This window comes from Marinobacterium sp. xm-g-59 (assembly GCF_013283315.1).
Taxonomy (GTDB): Bacteria; Pseudomonadota; Gammaproteobacteria; order Pseudomonadales; family Balneatricaceae; genus Marinobacterium_E.
Genome location: NZ_WBYR01000001.1, coordinates 42,919 through 69,424 on the forward strand (window position 1 = coordinate 42,919; position 26,506 = coordinate 69,424).

Below are 26,506 nucleotides of genomic sequence, written 5' to 3' on the forward strand. Positions count from 1 at the left end.
ACGGATAGAGTATGTTTCAACTATACAACACACTTTCAAAATCAAAGCAGCCCTTCACTCCGATTGAAGCGGGTAAAATCCGCATGTATGTCTGCGGGGTGACCGTCTACGATCTGTGTCATATAGGTCATGCGCGAGTCATGGTCTCGTTTGATGTGATCACTCGTTACCTGCGGGCGCGTGGATGGGAGGTTGAGTATGTTCGAAACATCACCGATGTCGATGACAAGATTCTAAAGCGCGCAGCAGAGAATGGTGAGACACCTGATCAGCTGACTCAGCGTATGATTGAGGCGATGCATGAAGATGAGGCGTCGTTAAGCGTACTGCGTCCGGATCAAGAGCCGCGTGCAACCCATCACATTCAAGACATTATCGACATGGTCCAAGCCCTTATCGACAAGGGTTTTGCCTATGCAGCGGCCAACGGTGATGTCTACTATCGTGTCGAGAAGTTCGAGAGTTATGGACGCCTAACCAATAAGGTGATTGACGAGCTTCGTTCAGGTGCTCGTGTCGAGGTTGAGGCAGCAAAAGAGAGTCCACTCGACTTTGTACTTTGGAAAGCGGCTAAACCAGGTGAGACCAGTTGGGAGTCGCCTTGGGGAGCTGGCCGTCCAGGTTGGCACATTGAGTGTTCAGCAATGTCTAAATGCTGTCTAGGTGAAACCTTTGATATTCACGGTGGCGGACCTGATCTTCCGTTCCCACACCATGAAAACGAGATTGCTCAGTCGGAAGCCGCCAATGGCAAGACCTATGTTAACTATTGGATGCATGCTGGCCCTGTGCGAGTGAACAAAGAGAAGATGTCCAAGTCGTTGGGTAACTTCTTTACGATTCGTGAAGTGCTTAAAGAGCATAACCCAGAGGTGGTTCGCTACTTCTTATCGAGTGTGCATTACCGCTCTTCGATCGATTACTCGCTGGATAGCCTTAAAGAGGCCCGTTCGGCACTGGATCGTTTCTATCAAGCACTCGACGGGGTAGAGATACCTGAAGTCGAGATCGCCTCAAACGACTACAGCGATCGATTCTTTGCCGCGATGGATGATGACTTTAATACCCCAATGGCGTTTGCCGTGCTGTTTGAGATGGCCAGTGAGCTAAACCGCCTGAAAGGTAAAGATGAGGCAGCGGCTTCACAATTGGCAGGTCAGATTAAGGCGCTTGCCGGAGTTGTCGGTCTATTGCAGCAAAACCCTAAAGATTTTCTACAGCAGGGCGGTGCCGGAGAGATCAGTGGCGATGAAGTGGAAGCGTTGATCGTTGAGCGTAAAGAGGCGAGAGCGAACAAAGACTTTGCCCGCTCTGATGAAATTCGTGATCAGTTGGCTGCTGCGGGAGTCATCCTTAAAGATGGGCCAGAAGGAACGACTTGGTATCGGGAAGGGTAGTTGCCTTTGAGAGCGGATGACAGGCTGAAAGCCAGTCACCGCCACTCCTGATCGCGGTCTGCCTTAGAGGCAGAGCGCTCCTACAGTAAGACTTCGCAACGCTCTTTTTGCTTAGCTCGACTGTAGGAGCGAATTGGCGCGAAGCGACAAACCGCGAACGTAATTCTCCGGTGACAGGCTGAAAGCCAGTCACCGCCACTCCGTAGCTTAGTTAATTCACCGGTGACAGGCCTTCAGCCTGTCATCCGCCACCTCACCGTCTTCCAGAAACCCCTGCTAAAGCACCGAAATCCCCGGTTTCTGATCAACTATTAATCAAAACCAAAAAAAATCTTTAAAAAAGTAAAACAGGGTATTGACCCTCTGCAGGTCAGGTCGTAGGATACGCACCTCCTCGCAGATGACGACTTCCATCCAGTCACTTGTGAGGTCGGGCAGCACGTTAGGCGCCCATAGCTCAATTGGATAGAGCAACGGCCTTCTAAGCCGTAGGTTGCAGGTTCGAGCCCTGCTGGGCGCGCCAAGCAACCTGTCCAGATGTACCACAATGGTGGGTGTAGCTCAGTTGGTAGAGCCCCGGATTGTGATTCCGGTGGTCGTGGGTTCGAGCCCCATCATCCACCCCAATTTTTGGGTACATCATAAAAGTATGCGGTCGTGGTGGAATTGGTAGACACGCCAGATTTAGGTTCTGGTGCCGCAAGGTGTGAGAGTTCGAGTCTCTCCGACCGCACCATACTTTTATAACGAGCAACACTATTCGGCTCAGCCGAATCGCAACAATCCAGATGCGGTCGTGGTGGAATTGGTAGACACGCCAGATTTAGGTTCTGGTGCCGCAAGGTGTGAGAGTTCGAGTCTCTCCGACCGCACCATCTGGAAACACCCCTTAGAAGTTCCCTCTTTTTTATCGCTCACATTATCAAGCTCATCTTCGTTTTCTATACCTTGTAACTTTTTCAGTTCTGTTGGCATGTTTACTTGACTAATGGGCTCAGTTACCGGAAAATTTCGCGCTTGATTTTAATGACTCGGACTGCGTCATTTTTGATGACAGAAGAGTTTGACACTCTCAAAAGAATTAATGAGGAATTCCATGCAAGTTTCTGTAGAGACTACTTCAGGCCTTCAGCGCCAACTAACCGTGACTGTTCCGGCCGAACGTATCGATACTGACGTTGAGAAGCAGGTTGTACAGCAGGCTCGCACTCGCCGTATGGACGGTTTCCGTCCAGGTAAAGTACCTGCAAAAGTAATTAAGCGTATGTACGGTGACGCGATTCGTTACGAAGTACTAAACCGCGTCGTACAAGAGACTTTCTACGAAGCTGTTCAGCAGGAATCACTAATGCCAGCAGGCGCTCCTTCTATCGAGTTCAAAACCGATAAAGAAGGTGAAGACTTTGCATACGTTGCGACATTCGACGTTTACCCAGAGATCGAACTAAAAGATCTAGCGGGCGTTGAAGTTGAGAAAGCAACAGCATCGATCAAAGCGGCTGACGTTAAGAACATGATCGACACACTTCGCAAGCAGCAGAGCACGTTTAAAGCGACTCGCGGCATGGTTAAAGAAGGCTTCCAAGTTAACATCGACTTTGAAGGTTTCGTAGATGGCGAAGCGTTCGAAGGCGGTAAAGCAGAAGGTCAAGACCTAGTCATCGGCTCTGGTAGCATGATCCCTGGTTTCGAAGATGGCATCATCGGTAAGAAGAAAGGCGAAGAGTTCGACGTAGAAGTCACTTTCCCTGAAGAGTACCAGTCTGAAGCGCTAGCGGGTAAAGCTGCAACCTTCAAAATGAAACTTAACGAAGTGTCTAAACCAGAACTTCCTGAACTAAACGAAGAGTTCTTCGCTAAGTTCGGTGTCTCTTCTGCAGACGAAGCTGAATTCAAAGCAGAAGTTGAAAAGAACATGGCTCGTGAAATGAACCACGCGCTTAAAACTAAGACTAAAACCGCTGTATTCGATGCACTGATCGCTCAGAACGAAATCGAAGCACCAGCAGCAATGATCGATGATGAAGTGAACGTACTTCGTCAGCAAGCGGTTCAGCAGTTTGGTGGCCAGGCTCAAATCGATCCAAACACTCTACCTAAAGAGCTGTTCGAAGAGCAGGCAATCCGTCGCGTTAAGATCGGTCTTCTAGTACAAGAAGTGATCAAAGCGGGTAACCTTGAAGCGACTGACGAGCGTGTTGATGCGATTCTTGCAGACATCGCAGAGAGCTACGACGATGCTGATGAAGTGATCAGCTACTACAAAGGCAACGAACAGATGCTAAATCAGATCCGTAGCCTTGCTCTAGAAGACGAAGTTGTTGACCACCTTCTTGCATCTGCTAAGGTGAAGGAAGTTAAAGTCAGCTACGAAGAAGCTCTTAAGCCGGCTCAGCAGTAATTATTGTTGAGTAATGGATCTAAACCTCGTTTAGATCCCTATAAAAAACGGCAGTTAGCGAAAGCTGGCTGTCGTTTTTTGGTTATTAGTGCCGTGAATAAGGAAAACTATTGATGTCAGATATCTACTCAGGCCGCCCATTTGATGTAACAGACAGTGGCTTGGTGCCAATGGTTGTCGAGCAGAGTTCACGTGGTGAGCGTGCTTACGATATTTACTCTCGCCTATTAAAAGAGCGAGTAATCTTTATGGTCGGTCCTGTCGAAGATCACATGGCGAACCTGATCGTCGCACAGATGCTCTTTTTGGAAGCGGAAAATCCAGAAAAAGATATCCACTTATACATCAATTCACCTGGTGGATCGGTCACTGCTGGTATGGCGATCTACGATACCATGCAGTTCATTAAACCGGATGTCAGCACCATGGTATTGGGTCAAGCGGCTAGCATGGGCTCATTCCTTGCGATGGCCGGCGCTAAAGGTAAGCGTTTCTTGCTACCTGAATCACGTACAATGATTCACCGTGTCAGCTCAGGTACACCAGGTACACGTGGCTCTGTACATGTACAAGAGCTTGAGTTTGAAGATGCCCGTCGTCACATGGAAGAGGCTAAACGCCTTAACGATCGTTTGACTGAGATCTACGCTGAACGCAATACTGCGGGTAAATCGTATGAAGAACTGTACGAAATCATGAAGCACGACACCTTCCTATCAGCCGAGCAGGCGGTGGAATTTGGTCTAGCCGATAAAGTACTAACCAGTCGCGAAGGCTGATCTTTTTAGAGGAATTAACATGTCTGAAGAGAACAACGATCAGAACGACAGCAAGCTATTTTGTTCATTCTGTGGCAAAAGCCAGGATGAAGTACGCAAGCTGATTGCTGGTCCTTCAGTCTTCATCTGTGATGAGTGTGTCGATCTGTGTAACGACATCATCACTGAGGAGATGGCGGAGATCGAAGAGTCACAGGATGACGAAACGCTCCCTACGCCGAGTCAGATTAAAGACAATCTTGATGAGTATGTGATCGGTCAAGAGCGTGCCAAGAAAGTGTTGGCTGTAGCGGTTTATAACCATTACAAACGCCTACGAGCTACAGGTAAAAACAGTGACGTTGAGCTGAGCAAGTCCAACATTCTGCTGATCGGCCCTACGGGTAGCGGCAAAACTCTGTTGGCGCAGACGCTAGCGCGTATGTTGAATGTACCCTTCACTATGGCTGATGCAACGACGCTGACTGAAGCAGGTTACGTCGGTGAAGACGTTGAGAACATTGTTCAGAAGTTGCTGCAGAAATGTGACTACGATGTAGAGAAAGCACAACAGGGCATTATCTACATTGATGAGATCGATAAGATCTCGCGTAAGTCCGACAACCCATCAATCACGCGTGATGTGTCGGGTGAGGGCGTACAGCAGGCGCTTCTGAAACTGATTGAAGGTACCGTTGCCTCTGTACCGCCACAGGGTGGCCGTAAACACCCTCAGCAGGAGTTTTTGCAGGTAGACACCTCTAACATCCTGTTCATCGTCGGTGGTGCCTTTGCTGGGCTAGAGAAGATCATTGCCGATCGCAGTGAGCGAAGCTCAATCGGCTTCAGTGCTACCGTTCGTAGTAAAGATGACGAGAAGGGTGTCGATCGCATTCACGACGTTGAAGCGGAAGATCTAGTGAAGTTTGGTCTGATTCCAGAGTTTATTGGTCGTCTACCGATGATCGCGACGCTCTCTGAATTGGATCAAGAGGCATTGATTCAGATTTTGACTGAGCCTAAAAACAGCCTGACTAAGCAGTACCAAGCACTGTTTGAGATGGAAGGTGCTGATCTAGAGTTCCGTGAAGATGCACTGTTCGCTGTGGCTGAGTTGGCCCTTGAGCGTAAAACCGGTGCGCGTGGTCTACGTTCAATCCTAGAGTCTAAACTGCTCGAGATCATGTACGAACTACCGTCTCTAGAGGGTGTATCGAAAGTGGTGATCGATCAGGGTGTGATTAAAGATAAGAATGATCCGATCCTGATGTACGAGACACAACAGCTCGATAAAGCGTCACCGGACGCTTGATCTAAGCAATAAAAAAGACCGCCTATTGGCGGTCTTTTTTTACTCCGTGTTAGGTGACTGGCTTCAGCCTGTCACCCGCTTTCGAACTAAATTGTAGAGGCGGATCAGGCGGATGACAGGCTAAAGCCAGTCACCAAGTTGTTCCGTTACTCCGCATGATCCCGCGTAAACACCCACTTATCTCCTTCACTCATCGACGCATTAAATGCATAACCCTCTAGATCAAACTGTTTCAGATCCTCTGGATTCTCAATGCGGTTCTTTATGGCGTAGCGGGTCATTAGGCCGCGTGCCTTTTTCGCGTAGAAGCTAATAATCTTATATTGGCCGTTTTTCAGATCTTTAAACTCTGGGCTGATAAGGCGAGCATTAAGTGCTTTAGCTTGCACCGACTTGAAGTACTCGTTCGACGCAAGATTCACAACGACCGGTGTTTTATCACTGTCTAACTCGTCATTGAGGCGATCGGTAATCGTTGAACCCCAGTAGCTGTAGAGGTTTTTACCAGCTTCGTTTTCAAGTTTTGTGCCCATCTCTAAGCGGTAAGGCTGCATCAAATCCATCGGTTTTAGGAGACCATAGAGGCCGGACAGAATTCTTAGGTGGTTCTGTGCAAATTGGTAGTCCGCTTCGTCGAACGAATCAGCATCCAAGCCGGTGTAGACATCGCCTTTAAAGGCTAACATCGCCTGTTTAGCATTCGTCTCGTTATGCTCTTTTACCCAGCTCTGGTAACGCGCCACGTTCAAAGAGGCCAGTTTGTCGCTGAGCTTCATCAGTTCAGCAATATCTTGCGGCGCGTAGTCACGCAAGTTGTTGATCAGCGTCTCAGCCCGGTCGGTAAACTCCGGTTCACTTTTCAGTTGCGTGGTGACCGGTGTCTCATAATCGAGGGTCTTGGCAGGTGATATCAGTAGTAGCATCGAAAAAGTCTTCAGTTAAATTGTTTGAAAAGATAATTTGGTAGTTATTACGCGAAGCGCTTTATCCAGATCAATCTCGCCAGTGTAGCAACCCCAGATCCAACAACCACCATGCCTGAGGTGAGTAGGGGGTTGCTAAGGCTCATTAACTTAATGGCGGCCCCAGAGAACAGGAAGCCAACAAATAGACAGAGCAGAGCCATCAACAGCGCGTGTACGATAGTCGCCGCTTGGTAGCGATCTAAACGAATGATAAAAACCAGGGCAGGCACTACAAAGCCTAACAGAGTGATGTAGGACGGAAGTTGGCTATCCATCAAATGATTCCTTAAATTAACAGTGCCTAAATTAAACCTGCAATAACCGGCAAGTGCAAATGGATTGGGGTGGGCGTTACAGCCACAACTGTGTAGAATCTGCACCTTAATTTTCACACAGACTCTTGAGTGTTCCATGAGCAATACACGCGTTTTAACAGGTATCACAACCACCGGTACTCCTCACATTGGTAACTACCTAGGTGCGATTAAACCTGCGATTGAAGCGACCCTTAATCCAAACACCAACTCGTTCTTCTTTTTGGCGGATTACCACGCACTGATCAAATGTCACGATCCAGAACGAGTGGCGCAATCAACACGCGAAATTGCTGCGACCTGGTTGGCACTTGGATTGGATACCGATAAAGCGACCTTCTATCGTCAGACCGATATACCAGAAATTCCAGAACTCACTTGGATTCTTACCTGTATGTGCTCTAAGGGTTTGATGAACCGTGCTCACGCTTACAAAGCCTCAGTCGATGCTAACCGTGATGCTGGGTCAGAGGATCTGGACGATGGCATCACCATGGGCCTGTTTAGCTACCCAATTCTAATGGCGGCAGACATTCTGATGTTCAACGCGCATAAGATTCCGGTGGGTAAAGATCAGATTCAACACATCGAAATGGCGCGTGATATCGCTGGTAAGTTCAACCATACCTATGAAGAGTTGTTCGCACTTCCAGAAGCTCAGGTGGATGAGGAGACTCAACTGATCCCCGGTTTGGATGGTCGTAAGATGTCGAAGAGTTACGACAATACGATTCCTCTGTTTGCGCCAACTGATCAGCTACGCAAGCTCATCAATCAGATTAAAACCGACCTGCGTGAGCCCGGTGAGCCAAAGGATGCCGATAACAGCACCATCTTCCAACTCTACAATCTGTTCGCCAATAAGGACGAAAGTGCAACAATGCGATCAGCGTTTGAAAATGGCATCGCTTGGGGTGAAGCAAAGCGAGAGCTGTTTGAGTTTCTGGATGCCAAATTGTCAGCGCCACGTGCACGTTACAATGAACTGATGAACAATCTTGATGCCGTTGAAGCTGAGCTTCACAAAGGGGCTGAAAAGGCACGTGCAGAAGCGGCTCCACTGCTTGAAAAGGTTCGTATCGCGGCCGGTATTCGTCCGTTGACCTATGTAGCACCTAAGGCTGAAAAGCAGAAAGCCAAGCAGAAAGAGCTTACAGCAGAAGAGTTAGCGCGCATTGAAGAGGGGCGCCGTCGTGCCATTCTCCGTGGTGCACAGCCTCTATTGGATCAGGTAGCCAATGCAGAATATCCTGCCGCAGAAGCTAAAGCGATTGTTGCAGCGAAAACAGAAGAGGTTGCAGGCCTTAAGAAAAAAGCGAAGCAGAAAGCTGAAAACGAGCTCGAAGCGCTTAAAGCTGAGTGGGCGTCGCTACTCAATTAATCAAAAATTGATTTAGTCGCTTGATCTATCTGAGTCGGCGCTTTTAAATGAAAGGATCTAATTGAATAGGTCCTTTTTTTATGTCCATTCCACAGCCCGGTATTATTGCTGAGTCTAGTCAACATGCCATTTATTTAAGTTATAACGTTAAGCGTAATAGCGAAGCTCTTAGCTCAGTTAAGGCCTTTTTAAAAAATGTTCCGGTGATTCAATCTCGTTTGGATTCATTGGGTAATGGTGCTTTTTTGACCGTCGCAGTAGGTTCTGTTTATTGGCATCAAATATCGACCACTCAACCAGCAGAGCTGACCGCTTTTCCTGCATTGGAAAACGGCATTCGGGTGGCACCTTCAACACCCACTGATCTATATGTTTCTATTCGTTCAGATTCTGTTGATATCAATATGGATTTAATGGCTGAGGTTCAAAATACGTTGGGCTCTAACGTAACGTTGATCGAGGAGATTCGTGGTTTTAGATATCATGATATGCGAGATCTTACCGGATTTGTCGATGGCACTGAAAATCCAGAAGGGGATCATCGAGCCGAAGTGGCACTGGTGGCTGAAGGTGAATTTGCCGGAGGTTCCTACCTGCATGTTCAGAGATATGAACATGATCTCGAATCGTGGGGAAGTTTACCTGTTTCTGAGCAAGAGAAGACCTACGGTCGCACAAAGCAAGATAATGTTGAGTTTGCCAGTGCTGATAAATCACCACACGCTCACACTAAACGCACCTCACTAAAAGATGAGAATGGACAGTCTATCGAGATACTGCGTCACTCTATGCCGTATGGGGATGCACATCGTAAAGGGCTTGTCTTTATCTCTTTTGGAGCCTCCCCAGTTCCCTTCACAAAAATGCTCACCTCGATGGTAATGGGGGATGAACATGGAGATGCCGACAACCTTTTGCTTTTCACGCGCGCGGTCACTGGAAGTGCCTATTTCGCACCGTCTATTAACTGGCTGGAGCAACTTTAATGACAATGCTAGGAGATCTTGCGGCTTGGAGTGCCTACGCCATATTTAGAAGCCCATTCGCACGTCGCTCTAAATGGATTCACGATAAGACGATGAAGCTCTTCAGGGTAGGGGCCCAACGCGGTAGCGTCAAAGCGCTCTCTACTTATGGGTTTCTTCTGCACTTTCGCGGTGCCGATGCTGCCAGCAAAGAGCAGGGGGCTTTGTATATTCAGGCTGCTGCTGAGCGCGGTGATGCAAAGTCACAATACCAAATGGCTAAGCTCTATGAGTCTGGGTATCCGCCAGTGATTTTCAAATTGGCTGATAAAGCCTATGAACACTACAAAGCTGCGGCGGAACAGGGCCACCCAGTTGCCATTCAGCGAATGGTGGATATCTACACCAAGGGCGAGCTGGGTAGGGAGATTGATTTAGAGAGAGCTCAGCAGTGGGAAGCGAAGCTTGGGCAAAATGCCGGGGTTTGACAGCAGTGACTGGCTTTCAGCCTGTCAGCTGCTTTCGAATTACATTGTAGATTCTGGAAGATGCTGATAAAGCGGATGACAGGCTGAAAGCCAGTCACCGGCACTCTGTAGGAGCGAATTTGAACGAAGTGAAAAACCGCGAATGGACGAACCCGCCAAATTAATTGTTCACGGTTTGCCTTCGGCAATTCGTTCCTACAGGATCGCGTTACTCCGCCGACGTATCCAACGCGGGGAAGGACTTAACCAACTCATCCACCGCTTTCATCTGTGCTAGGTAAGGCTCTAGCTTGGATAGCGGCAGGGCGCATGGGCCGTCGCACTTCGCAACATTTGGATTAGGGTGTGCTTCCAAGAATAGGCCGGCAATACCCTGTGAAAGACCCGCGCGTGACAGCTGTGCTACCAGTGCACGACGTCCATCGGCTGAATCTGAACGTCCGCCCGGCATCTGCAGTGCGTGGGTAGCATCAAAGATGACTGGGTAACCAAACTCTTTCATGATGCTAAAGCCAAGCATATCGACCACGAGGTTGTTGTAACCAAAAGCGCTGCCACGCTCACATAGAATCAACTGGTCGTTACCGGCCTCTTCACACTTGGTCAGAATGTGTTTCATCTCATGTGGTGCAAGGAACTGCGCTTTCTTGATGTTAATTACCGCACCGGTTTTCGCCATAGCAACAACTAGGTCAGTCTGGCGAGAAAGGAATGCAGGGAGCTGAATCACATCACACACCTCAGCAGCAGGCTGACACTGGAAGGGTTCGTGCACGTCGGTAATAACCGGTACATTAAAGGTCGACTTGACCTCCTGAAGGATCTTCAAACCCTCATCCAGGCCAGGGCCGCGGAAAGAGTTGATAGAGGAACGGTTTGCCTTATCAAAGCTCGCCTTAAACACATAAGGGATGTTCAGCTTGTTAGTCACTTCAACGTACTGCTCAGCAATGGTCATTGCTAAATCACGCGATTCCAATACGTTCATACCACCAAAAAGCACCATCGGCTTATCGTTATTTACATCGATTTGACCGACTTTGATACTGCGCTGTTCCATCGTTGTTCCTTCTGAAAATGATTCCGCGATTATAAAGTAACTAGCCGGTATATTGTAGAAGGTAACTACTTTAGCAACGGTGACTGGCTTTCAGCCTGTCATCCGCTTTCGAATTACATTCAATCTTCTGGAAAACGCTGATAAAGCAGATGACAGGCTAAAGCCAGTCACTGGTGAATCCGGCAATTGCTTTAAATCGAGCCGCCGATAAACTCTACGATGATCGATTTTGCTAAAAAGGCAGCAAGGCCTAGGCCGAGTGCAAAGAAAAGAATAAAAGTACCGAATTTGCCGGCGTTCGATTTTTTAGCAAGATCGTAGATGATAAAGAAGATGAAGAGAGCGAAGACGGTGACACCGACGTTAAACATGATCGCTTCCATTTCGGCTAAACGCATAGTTCTCTCCTCTCAATTTGAGCGCGCATCATAGCAAATAGAGAAGAATTAACACCCTGTAAAAGGTAGGGTTTTTTACAGCTGGTTCGCTTTACGATAGCGCCCCTGGTAGTCAAAGATGCGCTCGGTCACTTGCCAATACTTACCCGATTTTCTGGAGACGACAAAGTCCGGTACGGGTAAAGCGCTGCTCAGCTCAAGTACTGATTCCACGCTATTGAAAAGAGTGGGTGATTGACCACTATTCACCCGTGATCCAAAGAGTTGATTAAACAGCACCCTTTGTTTGGGGTTGGTGAGGTTGAACTTCTCCGATAGGGTGTTTGCATCTTCATCATAGTAGGTCACTCGTATCGCCATATCCTCTTGATTGACTCTAAGTCCCGCACAGCGAATCACTTTGCAGCTGTTCAGTGATAGAGCTTTTTTGATCAGATCATCAGGGTCGATCAGAGCCTCATGACACCCTTGGCAGTTTCGTGCCGCGATATCATTTTCAGCGCCGCAATGAGGGCAGCTTTTGAACTTAAAGCGAAACTGACACTGCTCCCCGTCATCAGAGAGACCTTGGCAGCGGCGTCCATAGTGCTCAATGACGGCTCCATCTTGATCGGTTCTTCCCCAAAAGAGGTTAGCAAAGTCGCAGATAGGGCAGAACACCTGTACCGGCTCGGTATCAGGTGCTGGCTTGGGTACGCCGACTTCAGGGTCGAATAGATCGATTCCGTTGTTGGCGTAGTCGATGACTAAACACTCTTTTTTACCTTCACTCAGTCGTAAGCCGCGACCGACCATCTGTTGGAACAGACTGACTGATTGAGTGGGGCGAAGAATCGCAATTAGATCGACATGTGGTGCATCAAAACCGGTGGTCAGTACCGCAACGTTAACGAGGTATTTAAACTGCCGCTGTTTAAAGCGGTTGATGATCTCTGTACGTTGCTTAGCATCGGTATCGGCTATCACCAGCTCCGCTTCCCCTTTAGGGAGGTAGTCCAATATCTCTTTTGCGTGCTTAACACTGGCCGCAAACAACATGACGCCTTGCCGATCGTTAGCAAGTTCCACGACCTGCTCACAAATGGCTTCAGTGACTCTGGGGTATTTAGCCAGCAGTTCATTGACCTCCCGCTCTGCAAACAGTCCGTTAGGTGAGGGTGTCAGTGCTGAGAAGTCGTAGTGTGCGGTCGCTGCATTGATCAGCTTAGGCTCCGTTAAGAACCCCTGTTTGATCAGGTTGCGCATCGGCAGATCATAGATGCAGTGTTGGAAAATGGTGCTCTCTGATTGGCGGAAAAAACCACGGTAATCCCGATGGTATATCCAGCCATGGCCTAAACGATAGGGGGTGGCAGTGAGTCCTAATACCTTTAGCGATGGATTACTCTTCTTAATCTGGCTGATCAGTTGTTGATAGAGCGATTCGTCGTTATCAGAGACACGGTGGCACTCATCAATAATGATCAATGAGTACTGATGATCAAACTGATCGAGATTTCTGGCGATTGATTGGATCGAGGCAAACACCACTTGATGTTCAGTGTCACGCTGCTTTAGTCCCGCCGAGTAGATACCCGGTGTCAGCCCTAATGCCGCATATTTGGAAGCATTCTGTTCGACCAGTTCTTGAACGTGAGTGACCACCAATATTTTACGCTTTGCTAGGCGGGCTAGCTCGGCAATGATTAGGCTTTTACCGGCTCCGGTAGGGAGCACCAGTACGGCGCTCTCGGAGGTTTGGCGGAAGTGCGTCAGCGTCGCATCAACCGCCTGTTGTTGATAGGGGCGAAGAGTAAAGCGCTGTGTCACTCCCACTCCATCGCTTCAAAGATGCGCCCCGCGTTTTTGCCCGCTAGCTCATCGGCTGTCTCTAGATGAAGGTAGGGTGTTTGGTCAATTTTGTAGGCGTCATCGAGTGTGCCGCCCTCATCAATCAACTCTCCGATCTTACCCCGAACGTACTCAAGGTAACCGCGAGTATATCGATCGACCTCGGCAAAGTTAGTGGGTTCCCCGTGACCCGGAACAATGATCATATCCTGTGCTATCGGTGTAAACTCATTCACCCAAGTCTCTATCCATTCAGCCGTATTGGTCTCTGGAAAGACGGGCAGCATGCGTTGGTGAAACGCGATATCGCCGGCAATCATGACGTTGCGCTCAGGAATCACAACACTGATGTCCCCTTTTGAGTGGGCTGGGCCAAGGTGCATAAGTTCGGCCGTGATGCCCCCAAGATCTAGCGTCATGCTCTCTTCAAAGGTTTGATCGATCTCGGTCAATTCGGTGCCATTGATGCGCTCTTTAAGTGTCTCTTTGAGCATCTCTAGACCGCGAAATCCCTGTTCTTGAATCTCCTCTTCGGCATCGACGTGGGCAATAATGGTTGCCCCTTGCTCTTTCCAGTAGTTATTTCCTAGAGCGGCATGGGATTGGCCATTTTCATCAACGACGTATTTAACCGGTTTGTCGGTCAGTTGTTTGATCTCATCATGTAGGGCTTTGGCTAATAGGTAAGTACTTGAACCATTCACCACCAGGACTGACTCATCGCCAATCACGAAGCTAAGGTTATTGTTGTGGCCGGCATTCTCATAGGTGTAAAACTTCAACTGCCCGATGGCCGAGTAGACATCATCGGCGACTTTGACGGGTTTATCGTAGAGTAGGGACTCTTTGTACTTATCATCGGGCGTCACAGCAAAGGCTGAGGTCGACACTAGGCTTGTGAGAATTGACACACTTAAAGAGAGGGCTTTTAACGGCATAGCACACACCTTGTTCTGTTTTTATAGACCAGAAATATAACACGCTTTTATCGAACGGGTAGTGCCGATTCACTCTTAACATTGCGCATGACAAAACTCGAATGCACGCCGGTCACGCCCTCTATGCGGGTGATCTTTTCGAGCAATAAGCGTTGAAAATCTTCCATGTCATGCACCACCACTTTGAGTTGGTAGTCAGCATCCTGACCGGTAATCAGCAAGCACTCTAATACCTCTGGTAGATCATTAATGACCTTATCAAAGTTGGCGAAACGCTCTGGGGTGTGGCGATCCATCGAAATCATAATGATTGCGGTAAGCGTTAACCCCAATTTTTTGGCATCCAAGTTGGCGCGATAGCCGCTAATGATGCCGCTCTCTTCAAGGGCTCTGACACGGCGTAAGCAGGGGGAGGGTGAGAGACCGACCTTATCCGCTAACTCTTGGTTTGAGATGCGTCCATCTAGCTGAAGCTGCTGAAGAATAGCCTTATCGTAACGATCCATTTCTACAATCCGCAAAAAATTAGAATAAAATTGCTTAATTAATTAATTTATAGCAATTAATGATAATAAATTCATCTATTTCTTAGTTAATTCGCAATCATTCACCTCCGTAACCCCAGTAAACTGTGCAGCAATGAATTAACTCGAAGCCACTGTTGAGGATTGTATGTCTAACTTCGATTACCGCCGCTATCAGCCAGCTCCACAGATTCAAATTGAGAATCGTACTTGGCCTAACAACACAATCACCCACGCGCCGATTTGGGCGTCGGTGGATCTGCGTGACGGTAATCAGGCGCTACTTGAACCGATGACCGTAGAACAGAAGCAGCGTCTATGGCGTCTGTTGGTGAAGATTGGTCTAAAAGAGATTGAGGTGGGCTTCCCGTCAGCGAGTCAGCCGGACTACGATTTTGTTCGCTGGTTGATCGACAACGGTGAGATTCCTGATGACGTGACGATTCAGGTACTGGTTCAGGCCCGTAAAGAGCTGATCGACCGTACCTATGAAGCGCTTCGTGGTGTTAAAAGTGCGGTGGTTCACGTCTACAATTCAACCAGTACGATTCAGCGTGAGCGCGTATTCAATCAGGATCGCGAGGGTATCAAAGCGATTGCGACACAGGGTGCGCGGTGGGTCATGGAGGGTGCCAAAGATTACCCAGAAGTTGATTGGACCTTCCAGTATTCACCAGAGAGTTTTACCGGAACTGAGATCGACTATGCGATCGAGGTCTGTGATGCGGTAATGGATGTTTGGCAGCCAACGGCTGAGAACCGCTGCATTATCAATCTACCGTCAACGGTAGAGGAGTCGACGCCCAACATTTTTGCCGATCAGATTGAGTACTTCTGTACCCATATGAAGAATCGTGCTGGCGCGATTATCTCAGTTCACACTCATAATGACCGAGGATGTGCTGTGGCGGCTGCTGAGCTGGCAGTTTTGGCCGGTGCTGATCGTGTGGAAGGGACGTTGCTAGGCAATGGCGAGCGTACCGGTAACATGGATTTGGTCACAATGGCGATGAACTTATACAGCCAAGGCGTTGATCCTAAAATGGATCTGTCTAATCCGGATGAGATTATTACCACCTTTACTGAGTGTACGCGCTTGCCGGTTAGTCCCCGTCATCCTTGGATTGGAGAGTTGGTCTACACGGCCTTTTCGGGTAGCCATCAGGACGCTATACAGAAATGTTTGCACCGACAGGGTGAGGATGAGCACTGGCAGGTGGCTTACTTGCCAATCGACCCAAAGGATATTGGCCGTGATTACCAAGCGGTTATTCGCGTTAACAGTCAATCAGGCAAGGGCGGTATGTCCTTTGTACTTGAACGTGATTATGGCATTACTCTGCCGCGCTGGATGCAGACTGAATTGGCTCCGCTGGTTCAAAAAGCTTCAGAAGAGAGTGCTTCGGAAATGGGCAGTGATGCGATTTTTGAGATCCTTAAAGCGAACTTTATTAAATCGGCTGAGCCAGTAGCGTTGCAAGGCTTCTCCATTGATCGTCAGCAAAACGAGCAGTTCAAAGCGACAGTATCGATCAACGGCCAAGATCGTGAACTGATCGGTCAGGGGGAAGGGGTAATCTCCTCTTTCCTTGATGGTTGGGCCTCGTTGACTGGGCAGGCAGTCAACGTCATCGACTACTCTGAACATGCGGTCGGTAGTGGCACCGATGCATTGGCAGCAGCTTACTTCTTAATCAATGTTGATGGTCAGCGTGTCGTCGGTATGGCCTTTGATACAGACAGTTTAGGGGCTTCTCTAAAGGCACTGATCTCGGCCATCAACCGATCAGAGGTCGCTGTACAACTAGCGGCTTAGTGACGCTAACAACTGATTTAATCCGTTAATTGATAAGGCCGGTTCGCATTGTGAAATGTGTACTGGCCTTTTTATTTTCAATCAATCTATCAAAAAGTGTCATGAAATAGGCTGAAGGAGTAGAATATTGGCCTTAATTGAAACTTTCTAATTGTTAGTTGGAACCCTTCATGCCTCACTCTCACAGTACGCTTCAAGAACTTCGCGATTCTGATCAATTCATTCAGCGCCACCTCGGCTCAAATGATGCTGAGCAATTACAGATGTGCAGCACCCTGGATGTCTCTGATCGAGCTGATTTGATTCAGAAAACCGTCCCTGAATCGATCCTACTGAGTGATGCGCTCTCGATTGGTAATCCGGTGACAGAGGTTGAAGCCCTGTCAGAACTTAAGCAGATCGCGGCTAAGAACCAACTGAACAAAAACTTTATCGGTATGGGCTACTACGGCACTTTGGTACCGGGTGTTATTCAGCGTAACGTGCTGGAGAATCCCGCTTGGTACACCGCCTACACCCCTTACCAGCCTGAGATCTCACAAGGCCGTCTTGAGTCACTGCTCAACTTCCAGCAGATGGTCATGGATCTGACCGGCATGGACTTGGCAAACGCGTCGTTGCTTGATGAAGCGACCGCTGCAGCCGAGGCAATGACTCTGCTTAAGCGATCTAATCGTAAGAAATCAGACACCTTCTTTGTCGATTCTCAGGTACACCCACAGACCTTGGATGTGATTCAAACACGTGCCGAGTACTTTGGTATTGAGGTTGTTGTTGATGATGCCACAAACCTCTCTTCACACGACTGTTTCGGCTGTCTGGTTCAATACCCAGGCAGTGAAGGGGAGATCATCGATCTTGCCAGCGTCGTTGAAGATGCTAAGGCACAGGGTGCACTGGTTGCGGTGGCAACCGATCTTTTAGCATTAATGCTGCTTAAATCACCGGGCTCTCTTGGTGCAGATGTTGCACTCGGTTCAGCGCAACGTTTTGGTGTACCGATGGGCTTTGGAGGTCCACACGCTGCATTTTTCGCGACCAGCGAAAAGCTTAAGCGCTCTGTTCCTGGGCGCATCATTGGGGTATCGATCGATTCCCGAGGTAACCAAGCCTACCGCATGGCGATGCAGACACGTGAACAGCACATTCGTCGCGAGAAGGCGACCTCTAACATCTGTACAGCTCAGGCTCTGTTGGCCAATATGGCTGCGTTTTATGCGATCTACCATGGCCCAGCGGGTCTGAAAAAGATTGCTACTCGTGTTCACCGCCTCGCTCAGCTTGCAGCGAATCAGCTTAACCGTGCTGGCTTAACGACCAATACCCACTTCTTTGATACCTTGAGCTTTGATGCCGATGCAACGGTCTATCAGCGCGCTTTAGATGCCAATATCAATCTTCGTAAGATCACTGAGACTCGTTTCGGTGTCAGCTTTGATGAGACGCACAGCGTTGAAGATGTCGCTCAACTTGTAAGTATCATTACCGGTAAGGTTGTTTCAGTTGAGGACCTAGGTGATGTCGATGCGGCTCTATCGATCCCAACGGATATGATTCGTGAAGATGAAGTGTTGTCTCACCCTGTCTTTAATCGCTACCACGCTGAGCACGATATCCTTCGTTACATGAAGCGTCTAGAGAATAAAGATTACTCTCTGGTTCACGGCATGATTCCGCTAGGTTCATGTACGATGAAGTTGAATGCGACTTCGGAGATGGCACCGGTCACTTGGCCAGAAATTGGTAATGTTCATCCGTTCGTTCCTGCAGAGCAGGCGCAGGGCTACGCTGAAATGCTAGAACAGTTGGATCGTTGGTTGATTGATATTACCGGCTACGATGCGATCTCTATGCAGCCAAACTCAGGTGCATCGGGTGAGTATGCTGGTCTGTTAGCGATTCGTAAGTACCAAGAGTCTATCGGTGAAGGTCACCGTAATGTCTGTTTGATTCCGTCGTCGGCGCACGGTACCAACCCTGCTTCAGCCGCAATGATGGATATGAAAGTGGTCGTGGTTGCCTGTGATGAAGTGGGTAACGTGGATGTGGCTGACTTGAAAGCCAAAGCGGAACAGCACAGCGATAACCTGTCGACACTGATGATTACCTACCCATCAACGCACGGTGTCTTTGAAGAGGCCGTGGGTGAAATCTGTGAACTGATTCATCAGCACGGCGGTCAGGTCTACATGGACGGTGCTAACTTGAATGCGCAGGTAGGCCTGTGTAAGCCAGGTACGATTGGTGCTGACGTATCACACCTTAACCTGCACAAAACCTTTGCTATCCCTCACGGTGGTGGTGGTCCAGGTATGGGGCCTATTGGTGTGAAAGCACACTTAGCGCCATTCCTTGCTAGCCACAGTGTATCGCCCGTGCCAGGTAATGGCAGCAATGGAGCCGTAGCAGCAGCACCTTACGGTTCGGCGTCTATTCTGCCGATTACCTGGATGTACATCCGTATGCTCGGTGATCGCGGTTTGCGCGAATCGACCGAACTGGCGATTCTAAATGCTAACTACATTGCTAAACGTCTTGAGAATCACTATTCGATTCTCTACCGCGGCACGAATGGTTTTGTCGCACACGAATGTATTATCGATATCCGCCCTCTGAAAGAGGTCTCTGACATTACTGAAGAGGACATTGCTAAGCGTTTGATGGACTATGGCTTCCACGCGCCGACCATGTCCTTCCCTGTGCCGGGCACGCTAATGGTGGAACCAACTGAATCAGAATCTATTCAGGAACTTGATCGTTTCATTGAAGCGATGATTAAGATTCGTGAAGAGATTGCGGCGGTTGAGCGAGGTGAAGTCGCTGCGGAAGATTCTGTTCTTAGACATGCACCGCACACCCTGGAAGATCTGGTGGATGCAGAGTGGACCCGCAGCTACTCAAAAGAGCAGGCTGTGTTCCCAGTCAGTGCGGTTCGCCAAGCGAAGTTCTGGCCAACGGTTAACCGTATCGACAACGTCTACGGCGATCGAAACTTCGTCTGCACCTGTCCACCGGTGAGTGACTACGCAGAGTAGGTTATTTTGTATTAACAAAAAGGGGTCAGACCAAAGGTCAGACCCCTTTTTTTTTGGAGCGTTGGAGCGGTTTGAATGTTGGAGCGGTCTTGAAAAGGCCGCGATTATAAATCGCCTCATCTACGATAAGGCTCCAACAAGATCACTCCACAAACAAAAAATTTCGAATCAGCTCTTTACCGCCTTCGGTCGCAAAGGACTCTGGGTGGAATTGAATGCCGTGTATTGGATACTCTTTGTGCTTAACACCCATAATCTCAAAGGCACCGCCTTGGCGGATTCGATCGATGTTGGTCAGGTCGTTCTGCTGTAGCTCACCGACAGCTGCAGTGACCTCTAAACAGTCTGGAATCGATTCCGACTCTGCAATGAGAGAGTGGTAGCGCATCACCTCAAGTTGATCGGGGATGTTTTTGAATACACCCTCGGCGTTGTGAGTGATCGGACTGATCTTGCCGTGCATCGGCAGTGGGGCTTTCACCACATTTCCACCAAAACAGTGGACGATCCCTTGCATACCTAAACAGACGCCCATTAACGGCGTCTCTTTGCCTAGGCTGGTTATCACATCAGCACAGACGCCAAAATATTTAGGGTCATCCGGTGAACCTGGTCCGGGCGAGATAATGATTCTATCTGGGTTTGCCTGACGTACTGCCTCAACATCGACCTCATCGTTGCGTTTTACAATGATCTCAAAATCATCCAATTGGCCGGCAAGTTGCTCCGCTTCAAGAATCTCACCAATGAACTGGTAGAGGTTATAGGTGAAGGAGTCATAGTTATCGATGATGTAAACCTTCATGGTTGTTGAATCGGTCACGCCTGTTCCTCCACCATAAATTGATCCAGTACTTTTTTAGTACCGGCAAACTTGCGACGAATCTCTTCGTACTCATCTTCCGGATTAGAGTCGTAGACATTACCACCACAGGTCTGCACATACGCCTGTTCACCGTTGGCAAATACCGTGCGAATCGGAATGGCAAAGGTACAATCACCATTGAAGGAGAAGTGACCGACTGCACCTCCATAAGGGCCCCGGCCATCTGCTTCCAACTCATCAATGATCGTCATCGCCTCAATTTTTGGCGCGCCTGTCAGTGTGCCGGCAGGGAAGTTGCTGGCTAAAGCAGAGAACATGTCATGCTCATCAGAGATAATGCCGACAATCTCACTTGAGATGTGTTGGACATGGCTGAATCGTTTGATGTCCATAAGGTTGCGCACTTTAACCGTACCAAAGCGTGCCACTCGACCGATGTCGTTTCGATGTAGATCGACGATCATATTGTGCTCGGCAATCTCTTTAGGATCGTTGAGTAGGGCGCGAGCTAACTGCTGATCTTCAACGGCATCGGCGCCACGTTTTGTTGTGCCGGCCAGTGGGAAGGTCTCCATTTCACCCTGACGTAAGCGGAAGAGTAGTTCGGGGCTTGCGCCAATTAGCTTCTGCTCACCAAACTTTACGTAGTACATCTGCGGCGATGGGTTCACTTCGCGCAATTGTTCGTAAATGTTGATGGTGTCACCCTCGAGGCGGAAACGCTTTTTAAAGCCCACTTCCGTCTGGAAAATCTTACCCTCAATGATGTCCTGTTTAACCTTCATAACAGCATCAGCATGATCTTGTTGGGTCATGGTATCGCCGAGGTTGTAGATCTTCAGCGGGCCATTGGCAGGGCAGTCGGAAGCGAGAATCTCATCGACCAACTCAATGCGGCTATCAGTGTAGTAGAAGTAGAAAACTTCACCGGTCATTTTGTCGAGAATTAGACCGTCTTTAAAAACACCAAAACGGAAGATATCGAACATCTCACTGTGTTGTAGGTTCAGTGAGGGTTCAAAGTAGTTCATACAGTCGTAACCGATATAGCCGGTCAGACCACCCGCATATTTTCGCGAGATGATGTTTTGAGGAACGATCTCACGTAGAAGGTAGTATGGGTTTTCACTGGCGTAAGACTCGCGGTTGCCCTGGCGATCCTCGATATGAAGGTAGCCTTCGTCGGCCCACAAAATTTGCTCAGGATCAAAACCGATGATGGAGTGGCGTGAGATGTAACTCTCTTCACCCAAAGATTCGAGCATCACGCAGTTATCAAAGCGCTTTTCGATCTTCTTAAACAGTTGGAAAAAATCGATGTCGGCCGCCATTTTGACGTATTGAGGTTTTCGGGGAAGCTCAATTTTGGCCGGTTTACGGTTAATCATTCGTTACCTTCTTTGGCTTTCAATGCGCGCGAACCGCGCGTCACAGTCGCTATACCTACACCTAGCTGTTTCGCAATTTCGCGTTGGGGAACACCATCCTCTAAAAGTCGGAAGATCTGTAATCGTTTACTGATCTCTGTAACCTCACTGGGTGTTAACAGTTCCTGCAACGCAACGGAAAGTGTCTCTTCGCTTTGACAAGAGAAGAGGTGAGTAATGAGTTGATCAAAATGGCTAGATGTATTCATGTACTAGTACAATAGCACAATGCTTTTCCAGTGAACAGCGCTTTTTAGGATTGTCTGAAGGGCGCTAGGGGATTAAACTGTCGCCTCTTTTTTGAACTACTGGAGTGACTTCCCGATGGGTCGTGCGTATCAAAACCGAAAAGCCTCGATTGCTAAAACTTCTGACCAGAATGCTAAGGTCTACAGTCGTTACAGCCGTGAAATTTACATGAGTGCCAAATCCGGTGGTTCGGATCCCAATGCTAACCTGTCTCTGCGTAGCTTGCTTGATCGTGCTAAAAAAGATCAGGTACCTGCGCACGTTATCGATAAAGCGATCGATAAAGCACAAGGTGGTGGCGGTGAAGACTTCGCACCTGCTCGATATGAAGGTTACGGCCCAGGCGGCTCAATGGCGATCATTGAGTGTCTAACTGACAACCCGAACCGTACCTTTGGTGATGTTCGCCAAGCCTTTACTAAGACCAAGTGTAAGATCGGTAACCAAGGTGCCGTAGCGCACATGTTTGAACACGCTGCGGTATTTGTATTCAAACACGATGATGAAGACGCTGTGCTTGAAGCGCTGATGGAAGCCGACGTTGATGTAACCGATCTTGAGAACGAAGAGGGGTTGCTAACCGCCTTTGTTGCTCCTACCGACTACTTTAAAGCTAAAACAGCTCTAACTGAGATGGGCATTACGGATCTTGAAGTAGAAGAGATCCAGTGGGTACCTAACAGCTACACAGAGATCAGCGAAGAAGATCGGGTGTTGTTTGATAAGTTCTTAGGCATGCTAGAAGATCTTGATGATGTTCAGCACGTTTACCACAACGTTCAGCTGTAAAGAGTGACGTTGAATGAAGGCTCCCTAGGGAGCCTTTTTTGTTGGAATAAGCCTTATGTTGGAGCGATCTTGAAAAGGTCGCGATAGTACTTGCGCTTTTGTTGGAGCGGTCTGGTAAAGGCCGCGATGATGCCAATCGCCTCATCTGCGATAAGGCTCCAACAAAAAGCCCCGCTTGTGCGAGGCTTTTTGATTTGGATGGCGGTTGAGGAGGGATTCGAACCCTCGATACGTTGCCGTATACACACTTTCCAGGCGTGCTCCTTCGACCACTCGGACACTCAACCTAAACTTTATTTTGGCACAACACTTTCCAGGCGTGCTCGTTATTCGCGTCTCCTGACGCTCACCCCGTTGGGGCCGGACTTCGTCCGTTCAAAAACGCTATCCTTGCGTTTTTAGTCGAGCACTCGGACACTCAACCTAAACTTTAATTTGGCACAACACCTTCCAGGCGTGCTCTTCAACGCGAGCGCGGATTCTAGCAAAGATGGTTTAAATCACAAGGGTTTATCGCGGCTTGTGCTGTTACTGAGGGTGGTTTCGTTTAGAATACACACAGATTTAATATTTTCATTAGGAACTGATTGATGTTGATGCCGATCTTGGCTGTGGTTGCGGGTCTTGTGTTATTGGTTTGGAGTGCCGATCGTTTTGTCGATGGGGCGGCTGCTACCGCTAAACATTTGGGTATGCCAACCTTATTGATCGGTATGGTCATTATTGGGTTTGGTACCTCTGCACCTGAGATGGTGGTTTCTGCTTTAGCCGCTTCCCAAGGTAACCCCGGCTTAGCCATTGGTAATGGCTTTGGCTCAAACATCACTAATATTGCGTTAATTTTGGGGATTACCGCGCTGTTAAGTCCTATCAGCGTTAAATCCAAGATTCTTAAGACGGAGCTTCCTCTACTAGCCCTTGCAACCCTACTTGTGGGTGCGTTGATCTACGATTTAGAGATTACTCGTTTTGATGCTTTTCTGATGTTGTTTGTCTTTGCGCTGATTATGGGCTGGTCGATTTACTCCAGCATGAGAGCCAAAAACGATGCACTCTCTGCGGACTTTGAATCTGAGTTTGAAGATGACGACTACCTGCCGTTAAGTCGAGCGCTTTTCTGGTTGGTGTTAGGCCTAGTGATTCTGATTGGTAGCTCACGCCTGTTGGTCTGGGGCGCTGTCGATATTGCGATGGCTTTGGGTGTCAGTGATCTGATCATTGGATTGACCATTGTAGCGATAGGCACTTCGCTGCCTGAACTGGCTTCGTCAATCATTGCGGTAAAGAAGAACGAGCATGATTTAGCCTTGGGTAACGTCATTGGATCTAACTTATTCAATACTCTTGCCGTTGTTGGTATAGCCGGTGCTATTCAGCCTTTGGGTATTGAAGCTGCAGCTCTCTACCGTGATTGGACCATTATGGGCGTGTTAACTCTATCCCTGTTTGTTTTGGGTTACGGTGTGTTAGGGCGTCGTCGCATTAATCGTATTGAGGGTGGGTTGTTGGTGGCCGTCTATATAGGTTATGCGGGTTACCTTTTCTATACGCTGTCTGCTTCGTTTTAACGCTTATATCGCTTCGCCCTTAAATTATCGCGGCCTTTGCTAGACCGCTCCAACAGTATTTATCGCGGTCTTTTCAAGTCGACTCTAACACTAAGTGCATTTGACACTGTTGGAGCGGTCTTAAAAAGGCCGCGATAGCTTTACATACACACTCCAGCATCTAATAAGTTGGCACGATACTTGCTTTAAATTTACTAACGAAAATTTGTAGAGAGCAGTATTTTTAAGTTTGTGTCCAAGTTAAGTATTGGTGCTAAAACCATCATTGGTGTGGCATTATTCGAGATCTGCGCCTTCTCTTTCTTGATTCTGACAGAGTCAGCCATTGTTCATGATACGAATAAAGCGCTTTATGAAGAGTCTGCACGAGACATATCAGAGCTTTTTACCTCGTCAATCACCAACGCGGTCATCAGCTTTGATATTGCCGAGATAGAATCGGCCATTTCTCAATTCATGCAGCGTGAAACGGTATTGGGCGTTTCAGTTATAGCAGCTAATGATCGAGTCATGGCGAGCCAGACACAGAAGGGGCTAGATGGGCTTGAATCCATATATGATGTTCAGATGCCTATTATTATTGATCAACAATCCTTTGGCTGGGTGGAGTTTACCTATGACATCTCAATCGTTGACGATAACTCCAATTTTGCCAAACTGTTAGGTTTTCAAATCGCGATTGGCGGGCTTCTGTTAGTAGCTTTCTTTTCATACCTGCTTGGTCGATACCTGACTTGTCGTATCCGAGAGCTCTCTAAAAGTGTCCAATCGATTGCTAAGGGTGACCTAAACACAGAGGTTAAGGTTATTGGCCATGATGAGATCTCGCAGTTTGCTAGTCTGCTTGAAGCGATGCGCAAGAAGTTAGTTGAAGCACAATCAGTCATGGCGAAAAGTCAGGAAAACTTAGCTCAGCAAGTCGAAAGTAAAACCAAAGAACTTCAGCAGGCACTTAGATTATCGGAAGAATCTAAACAGCGTGAAGCCGATGTGTTCGCCATTTTAGGTCATGAGATCCGCACGCCCATATCGATCATCATGATGGAGTTAGAAAATAGAGAATCCATTAATCTCAATCTCATCCGCTCGAATGTTGATCATACTCTATCGCTTATTGATGATATGAGCTTGGTCGCACGAGCGGGTTCTGGTCGTGATATGAACGTCGATTCAGTCGATTTGGCTGAGCTATTCAGTGGTCTTATTACCAGCTATCGACAGCAAGCCTATGCACATGGAATTCGTTTAGTCGATGAGATAGCGATTACCGGGACGCAGGTTAAAACATCAGAGAAGGCGCTGCGTCAAATCGTCTCAAATCTAATGCGAAACGCCATCATTCACAGCCAGTGTAAAACCTTATCTATCTCGGCCGATCTGCAACGCATTAACCCAAACTTTGCACGTCTTGAAGTCTCTATTACCGATGATGGTAAGGGCATTAAGCCAGAGCTTCAGGCTCGGGTGTTTGAGAGCTTTACTAGAGGTGATAGCCAGACTGAGGGGAGCGGTATTGGACTCAGTGTCTGTAAGGAGTTGGTGACTAATATGGGCGGGGATTTGGTGTTAGAGAGCGACGGGAAAACGGGTAGCCGTTTTACCTTTACACTCTCATTGGCGATTGAAGAGGCTAAGAGTTCTTTGCCAACATCTGAGTTACCTCAGATGGAACTCTCAGTGTTAGAAGGATTATCCGTTTTGGTCGTTGAGGATAACCTAACAATACAACTGTTAACCAAAAAGATGCTGGAATCAAAAGGCGCATCAGTTGTGACCGCCTCTAACGGGGATGAGGGTCTGCAAAAAGCTAAATTACAGACGTTTGATCTTATGCTGTCTGACCTAATGATGCCGGTCATGGATGGAGATGAGATGATTAAAACCCTGAGGTCTATGGATGTTGATACACCCATTATCGGTGTAACAGCGGCAACCATTGGAGGAGAGCGAGATCAGCTATTAAAAGCAGGTGCTGATCTTGTGTTGGCAAAACCATTAAAAATCGACAGCATCGAGGCGTTTTTGCTCTCTCAGTCTGTCAAAATCATCAATAGTTAAGAGGAGT

Annotated in this window: 22 protein-coding genes and 5 tRNA genes; 16 read left to right on the top strand and 11 right to left on the bottom strand. The window is 48.2% G+C overall.

Annotated elements, in window-relative coordinates:
- The first annotated feature begins 11 nt into the window (after positions 1–11).
- The 8 genes from cysS (at position 12) to clpX (ending at position 5,868) form a co-directional block, all read left to right on the top strand.
- Positions 12–1,397, top strand: a complete 1,386-nt coding sequence (gene cysS / locus XMG59_RS00200; protein ID WP_173498005.1) for a cysteine--tRNA ligase — start codon at positions 12–14, stop codon at positions 1,395–1,397.
- A gap of 446 nt (positions 1,398–1,843) precedes the next feature.
- Positions 1,844–1,920 (top strand) — tRNA-Arg (locus XMG59_RS00205).
- Between the two features lie 27 nt (positions 1,921–1,947).
- Positions 1,948–2,023, top strand: a tRNA-His gene (locus XMG59_RS00210).
- A 25-nt stretch (positions 2,024–2,048) separates the two neighbouring features.
- Positions 2,049–2,133: transfer RNA gene (locus XMG59_RS00215), tRNA-Leu, on the top strand.
- Between the two features lie 54 nt (positions 2,134–2,187).
- Positions 2,188–2,272, top strand: a tRNA-Leu gene (locus XMG59_RS00220).
- 221 nt (positions 2,273–2,493) lie between these two features.
- A complete protein-coding gene (gene tig / locus XMG59_RS00225; protein ID WP_173489224.1) occupies positions 2,494–3,798 on the top strand; it encodes a trigger factor in 1,305 nt (434 codons plus the stop codon).
- A gap of 113 nt (positions 3,799–3,911) precedes the next feature.
- Positions 3,912–4,577, top strand: a complete 666-nt coding sequence (locus XMG59_RS00230; RefSeq protein ID WP_173498006.1) for an ATP-dependent Clp protease proteolytic subunit — start codon at positions 3,912–3,914, stop codon at positions 4,575–4,577.
- Between the two features lie 19 nt (positions 4,578–4,596).
- Positions 4,597–5,868, top strand: a complete 1,272-nt coding sequence (clpX, locus tag XMG59_RS00235) for an ATP-dependent Clp protease ATP-binding subunit ClpX (RefSeq protein WP_173481014.1) — start codon at positions 4,597–4,599, stop codon at positions 5,866–5,868.
- A 146-nt stretch (positions 5,869–6,014) separates the two neighbouring features.
- Here clpX and yaaA read toward each other — a convergent pair whose 3' ends face one another.
- Both yaaA and XMG59_RS00245 read right to left on the bottom strand, forming a co-directional pair.
- Positions 6,015–6,791, bottom strand: coding sequence for a peroxide stress protein YaaA (gene yaaA, locus XMG59_RS00240; RefSeq protein ID WP_173498007.1), 777 nt, complete (start codon positions 6,789–6,791; stop codon positions 6,015–6,017).
- 47 nt (positions 6,792–6,838) lie between these two features.
- Positions 6,839–7,108, bottom strand: coding sequence for a hypothetical protein (locus XMG59_RS00245; RefSeq protein WP_173498008.1), 270 nt, complete (start codon positions 7,106–7,108; stop codon positions 6,839–6,841).
- Between the two features lie 136 nt (positions 7,109–7,244).
- On the opposite strand from XMG59_RS00245, the gene XMG59_RS00250 reads away from it, so the two are divergent.
- From XMG59_RS00250 to XMG59_RS00260, 3 genes are all read left to right on the top strand, one after another.
- Positions 7,245–8,528 carry a tryptophan--tRNA ligase gene (locus XMG59_RS00250; protein WP_173481011.1) on the top strand — a complete coding sequence of 428 codons (1,284 nt, stop codon included), beginning with the start codon at positions 7,245–7,247 and terminating at the stop codon, positions 8,526–8,528.
- Positions 8,529–8,608: 80 nt separating this feature from the next.
- Positions 8,609–9,514 carry a Dyp-type peroxidase gene (locus XMG59_RS00255; protein ID WP_173498009.1) on the top strand — a complete coding sequence of 302 codons (906 nt, stop codon included), beginning with the start codon at positions 8,609–8,611 and terminating at the stop codon, positions 9,512–9,514.
- Positions 9,514–9,981, top strand: coding sequence for a tetratricopeptide repeat protein (locus XMG59_RS00260; RefSeq protein WP_173483999.1), 468 nt, complete (start codon positions 9,514–9,516; stop codon positions 9,979–9,981). The genes XMG59_RS00255 and XMG59_RS00260 overlap by 1 nt, the downstream gene beginning before the upstream one ends.
- Positions 9,982–10,189: 208 nt before the next feature.
- On the opposite strand, the gene kdsA is transcribed toward XMG59_RS00260, so the two are convergent.
- From kdsA to XMG59_RS00285, 5 genes are all read right to left on the bottom strand, one after another.
- Positions 10,190–11,041, bottom strand: a complete 852-nt coding sequence (gene kdsA / locus XMG59_RS00265) for a 3-deoxy-8-phosphooctulonate synthase (protein WP_169450712.1) — start codon at positions 11,039–11,041, stop codon at positions 10,190–10,192.
- A gap of 191 nt (positions 11,042–11,232) precedes the next feature.
- A complete protein-coding gene (locus XMG59_RS00270) occupies positions 11,233–11,439 on the bottom strand; it encodes a DUF2788 domain-containing protein (RefSeq protein WP_173481007.1) in 207 nt (68 codons plus the stop codon).
- A 75-nt stretch (positions 11,440–11,514) separates the two neighbouring features.
- A complete protein-coding gene (locus XMG59_RS00275) occupies positions 11,515–13,248 on the bottom strand; it encodes a DEAD/DEAH box helicase (protein ID WP_173481006.1) in 1,734 nt (577 codons plus the stop codon).
- Positions 13,245–14,207 carry an MBL fold metallo-hydrolase gene (locus XMG59_RS00280; protein WP_173481005.1) on the bottom strand — a complete coding sequence of 321 codons (963 nt, stop codon included), beginning with the start codon at positions 14,205–14,207 and terminating at the stop codon, positions 13,245–13,247. The genes XMG59_RS00275 and XMG59_RS00280 overlap by 4 nt, the downstream gene beginning before the upstream one ends.
- A gap of 47 nt (positions 14,208–14,254) precedes the next feature.
- The gene (locus tag XMG59_RS00285; protein WP_173481004.1) at positions 14,255–14,713 is read right to left on the bottom strand and encodes an Lrp/AsnC family transcriptional regulator; all 459 of its coding nucleotides are present in this window, start codon (positions 14,711–14,713) and stop codon (positions 14,255–14,257) included.
- 166 nt (positions 14,714–14,879) lie between these two features.
- Here XMG59_RS00285 and leuA point away from each other — a divergent pair, with 166 nt between their 5' ends.
- Positions 14,880–16,547, top strand: coding sequence for a 2-isopropylmalate synthase (leuA, locus tag XMG59_RS00290; RefSeq protein ID WP_173481003.1), 1,668 nt, complete (start codon positions 14,880–14,882; stop codon positions 16,545–16,547).
- 170 nt (positions 16,548–16,717) lie between these two features.
- Positions 16,718–19,582: an aminomethyl-transferring glycine dehydrogenase gene (gene gcvP / locus XMG59_RS00295; RefSeq protein ID WP_173498010.1), complete on the top strand. Its 2,865-nt coding sequence runs from the start codon at positions 16,718–16,720 to the stop codon at positions 19,580–19,582.
- A gap of 142 nt (positions 19,583–19,724) precedes the next feature.
- On the opposite strand, the gene XMG59_RS00300 is transcribed toward gcvP, so the two are convergent.
- Genes XMG59_RS00300 through XMG59_RS00310 form a run of 3 tightly spaced genes read right to left on the bottom strand, consistent with a single transcriptional unit; the run spans position 19,725 to position 22,044 of the window.
- Entirely contained in the window at positions 19,725–20,387 is a 663-nt protein-coding gene (locus XMG59_RS00300; RefSeq protein WP_173498149.1) for an aminodeoxychorismate/anthranilate synthase component II, read from the bottom strand.
- 14 nt (positions 20,388–20,401) lie between these two features.
- Positions 20,402–21,796 carry an anthranilate synthase component I family protein gene (locus XMG59_RS00305; RefSeq protein ID WP_173483775.1) on the bottom strand — a complete coding sequence of 465 codons (1,395 nt, stop codon included), beginning with the start codon at positions 21,794–21,796 and terminating at the stop codon, positions 20,402–20,404.
- The gene (locus XMG59_RS00310; RefSeq protein ID WP_173481000.1) at positions 21,793–22,044 is read right to left on the bottom strand and encodes a Trp family transcriptional regulator; all 252 of its coding nucleotides are present in this window, start codon (positions 22,042–22,044) and stop codon (positions 21,793–21,795) included. Before XMG59_RS00310 ends, XMG59_RS00305 begins: the two co-directional genes overlap by 4 nt.
- A 115-nt stretch (positions 22,045–22,159) precedes the next feature.
- Between XMG59_RS00310 and XMG59_RS00315 the strand changes: the two genes are divergently transcribed.
- Positions 22,160–22,873 carry a YebC/PmpR family DNA-binding transcriptional regulator gene (locus XMG59_RS00315; protein WP_173498011.1) on the top strand — a complete coding sequence of 238 codons (714 nt, stop codon included), beginning with the start codon at positions 22,160–22,162 and terminating at the stop codon, positions 22,871–22,873.
- 199 nt (positions 22,874–23,072) lie between these two features.
- Here XMG59_RS00315 and XMG59_RS00320 read toward each other — a convergent pair.
- Positions 23,073–23,160 (bottom strand) — tRNA-Ser (locus XMG59_RS00320).
- Between the two features lie 303 nt (positions 23,161–23,463).
- Between XMG59_RS00320 and XMG59_RS00325 the strand changes: the two genes are divergently transcribed.
- Positions 23,464–24,441, top strand: coding sequence for a calcium/sodium antiporter (locus tag XMG59_RS00325; RefSeq protein ID WP_173483992.1), 978 nt, complete (start codon positions 23,464–23,466; stop codon positions 24,439–24,441).
- A 231-nt stretch (positions 24,442–24,672) separates the two neighbouring features.
- Positions 24,673–26,499 (top strand): ATP-binding protein, encoded by a 1,827-nt coding sequence (locus tag XMG59_RS00330; protein WP_173498012.1) that lies wholly within the window; start codon positions 24,673–24,675, stop codon positions 26,497–26,499.
- The last annotated feature ends 7 nt before the right edge of the window (positions 26,500–26,506 follow it).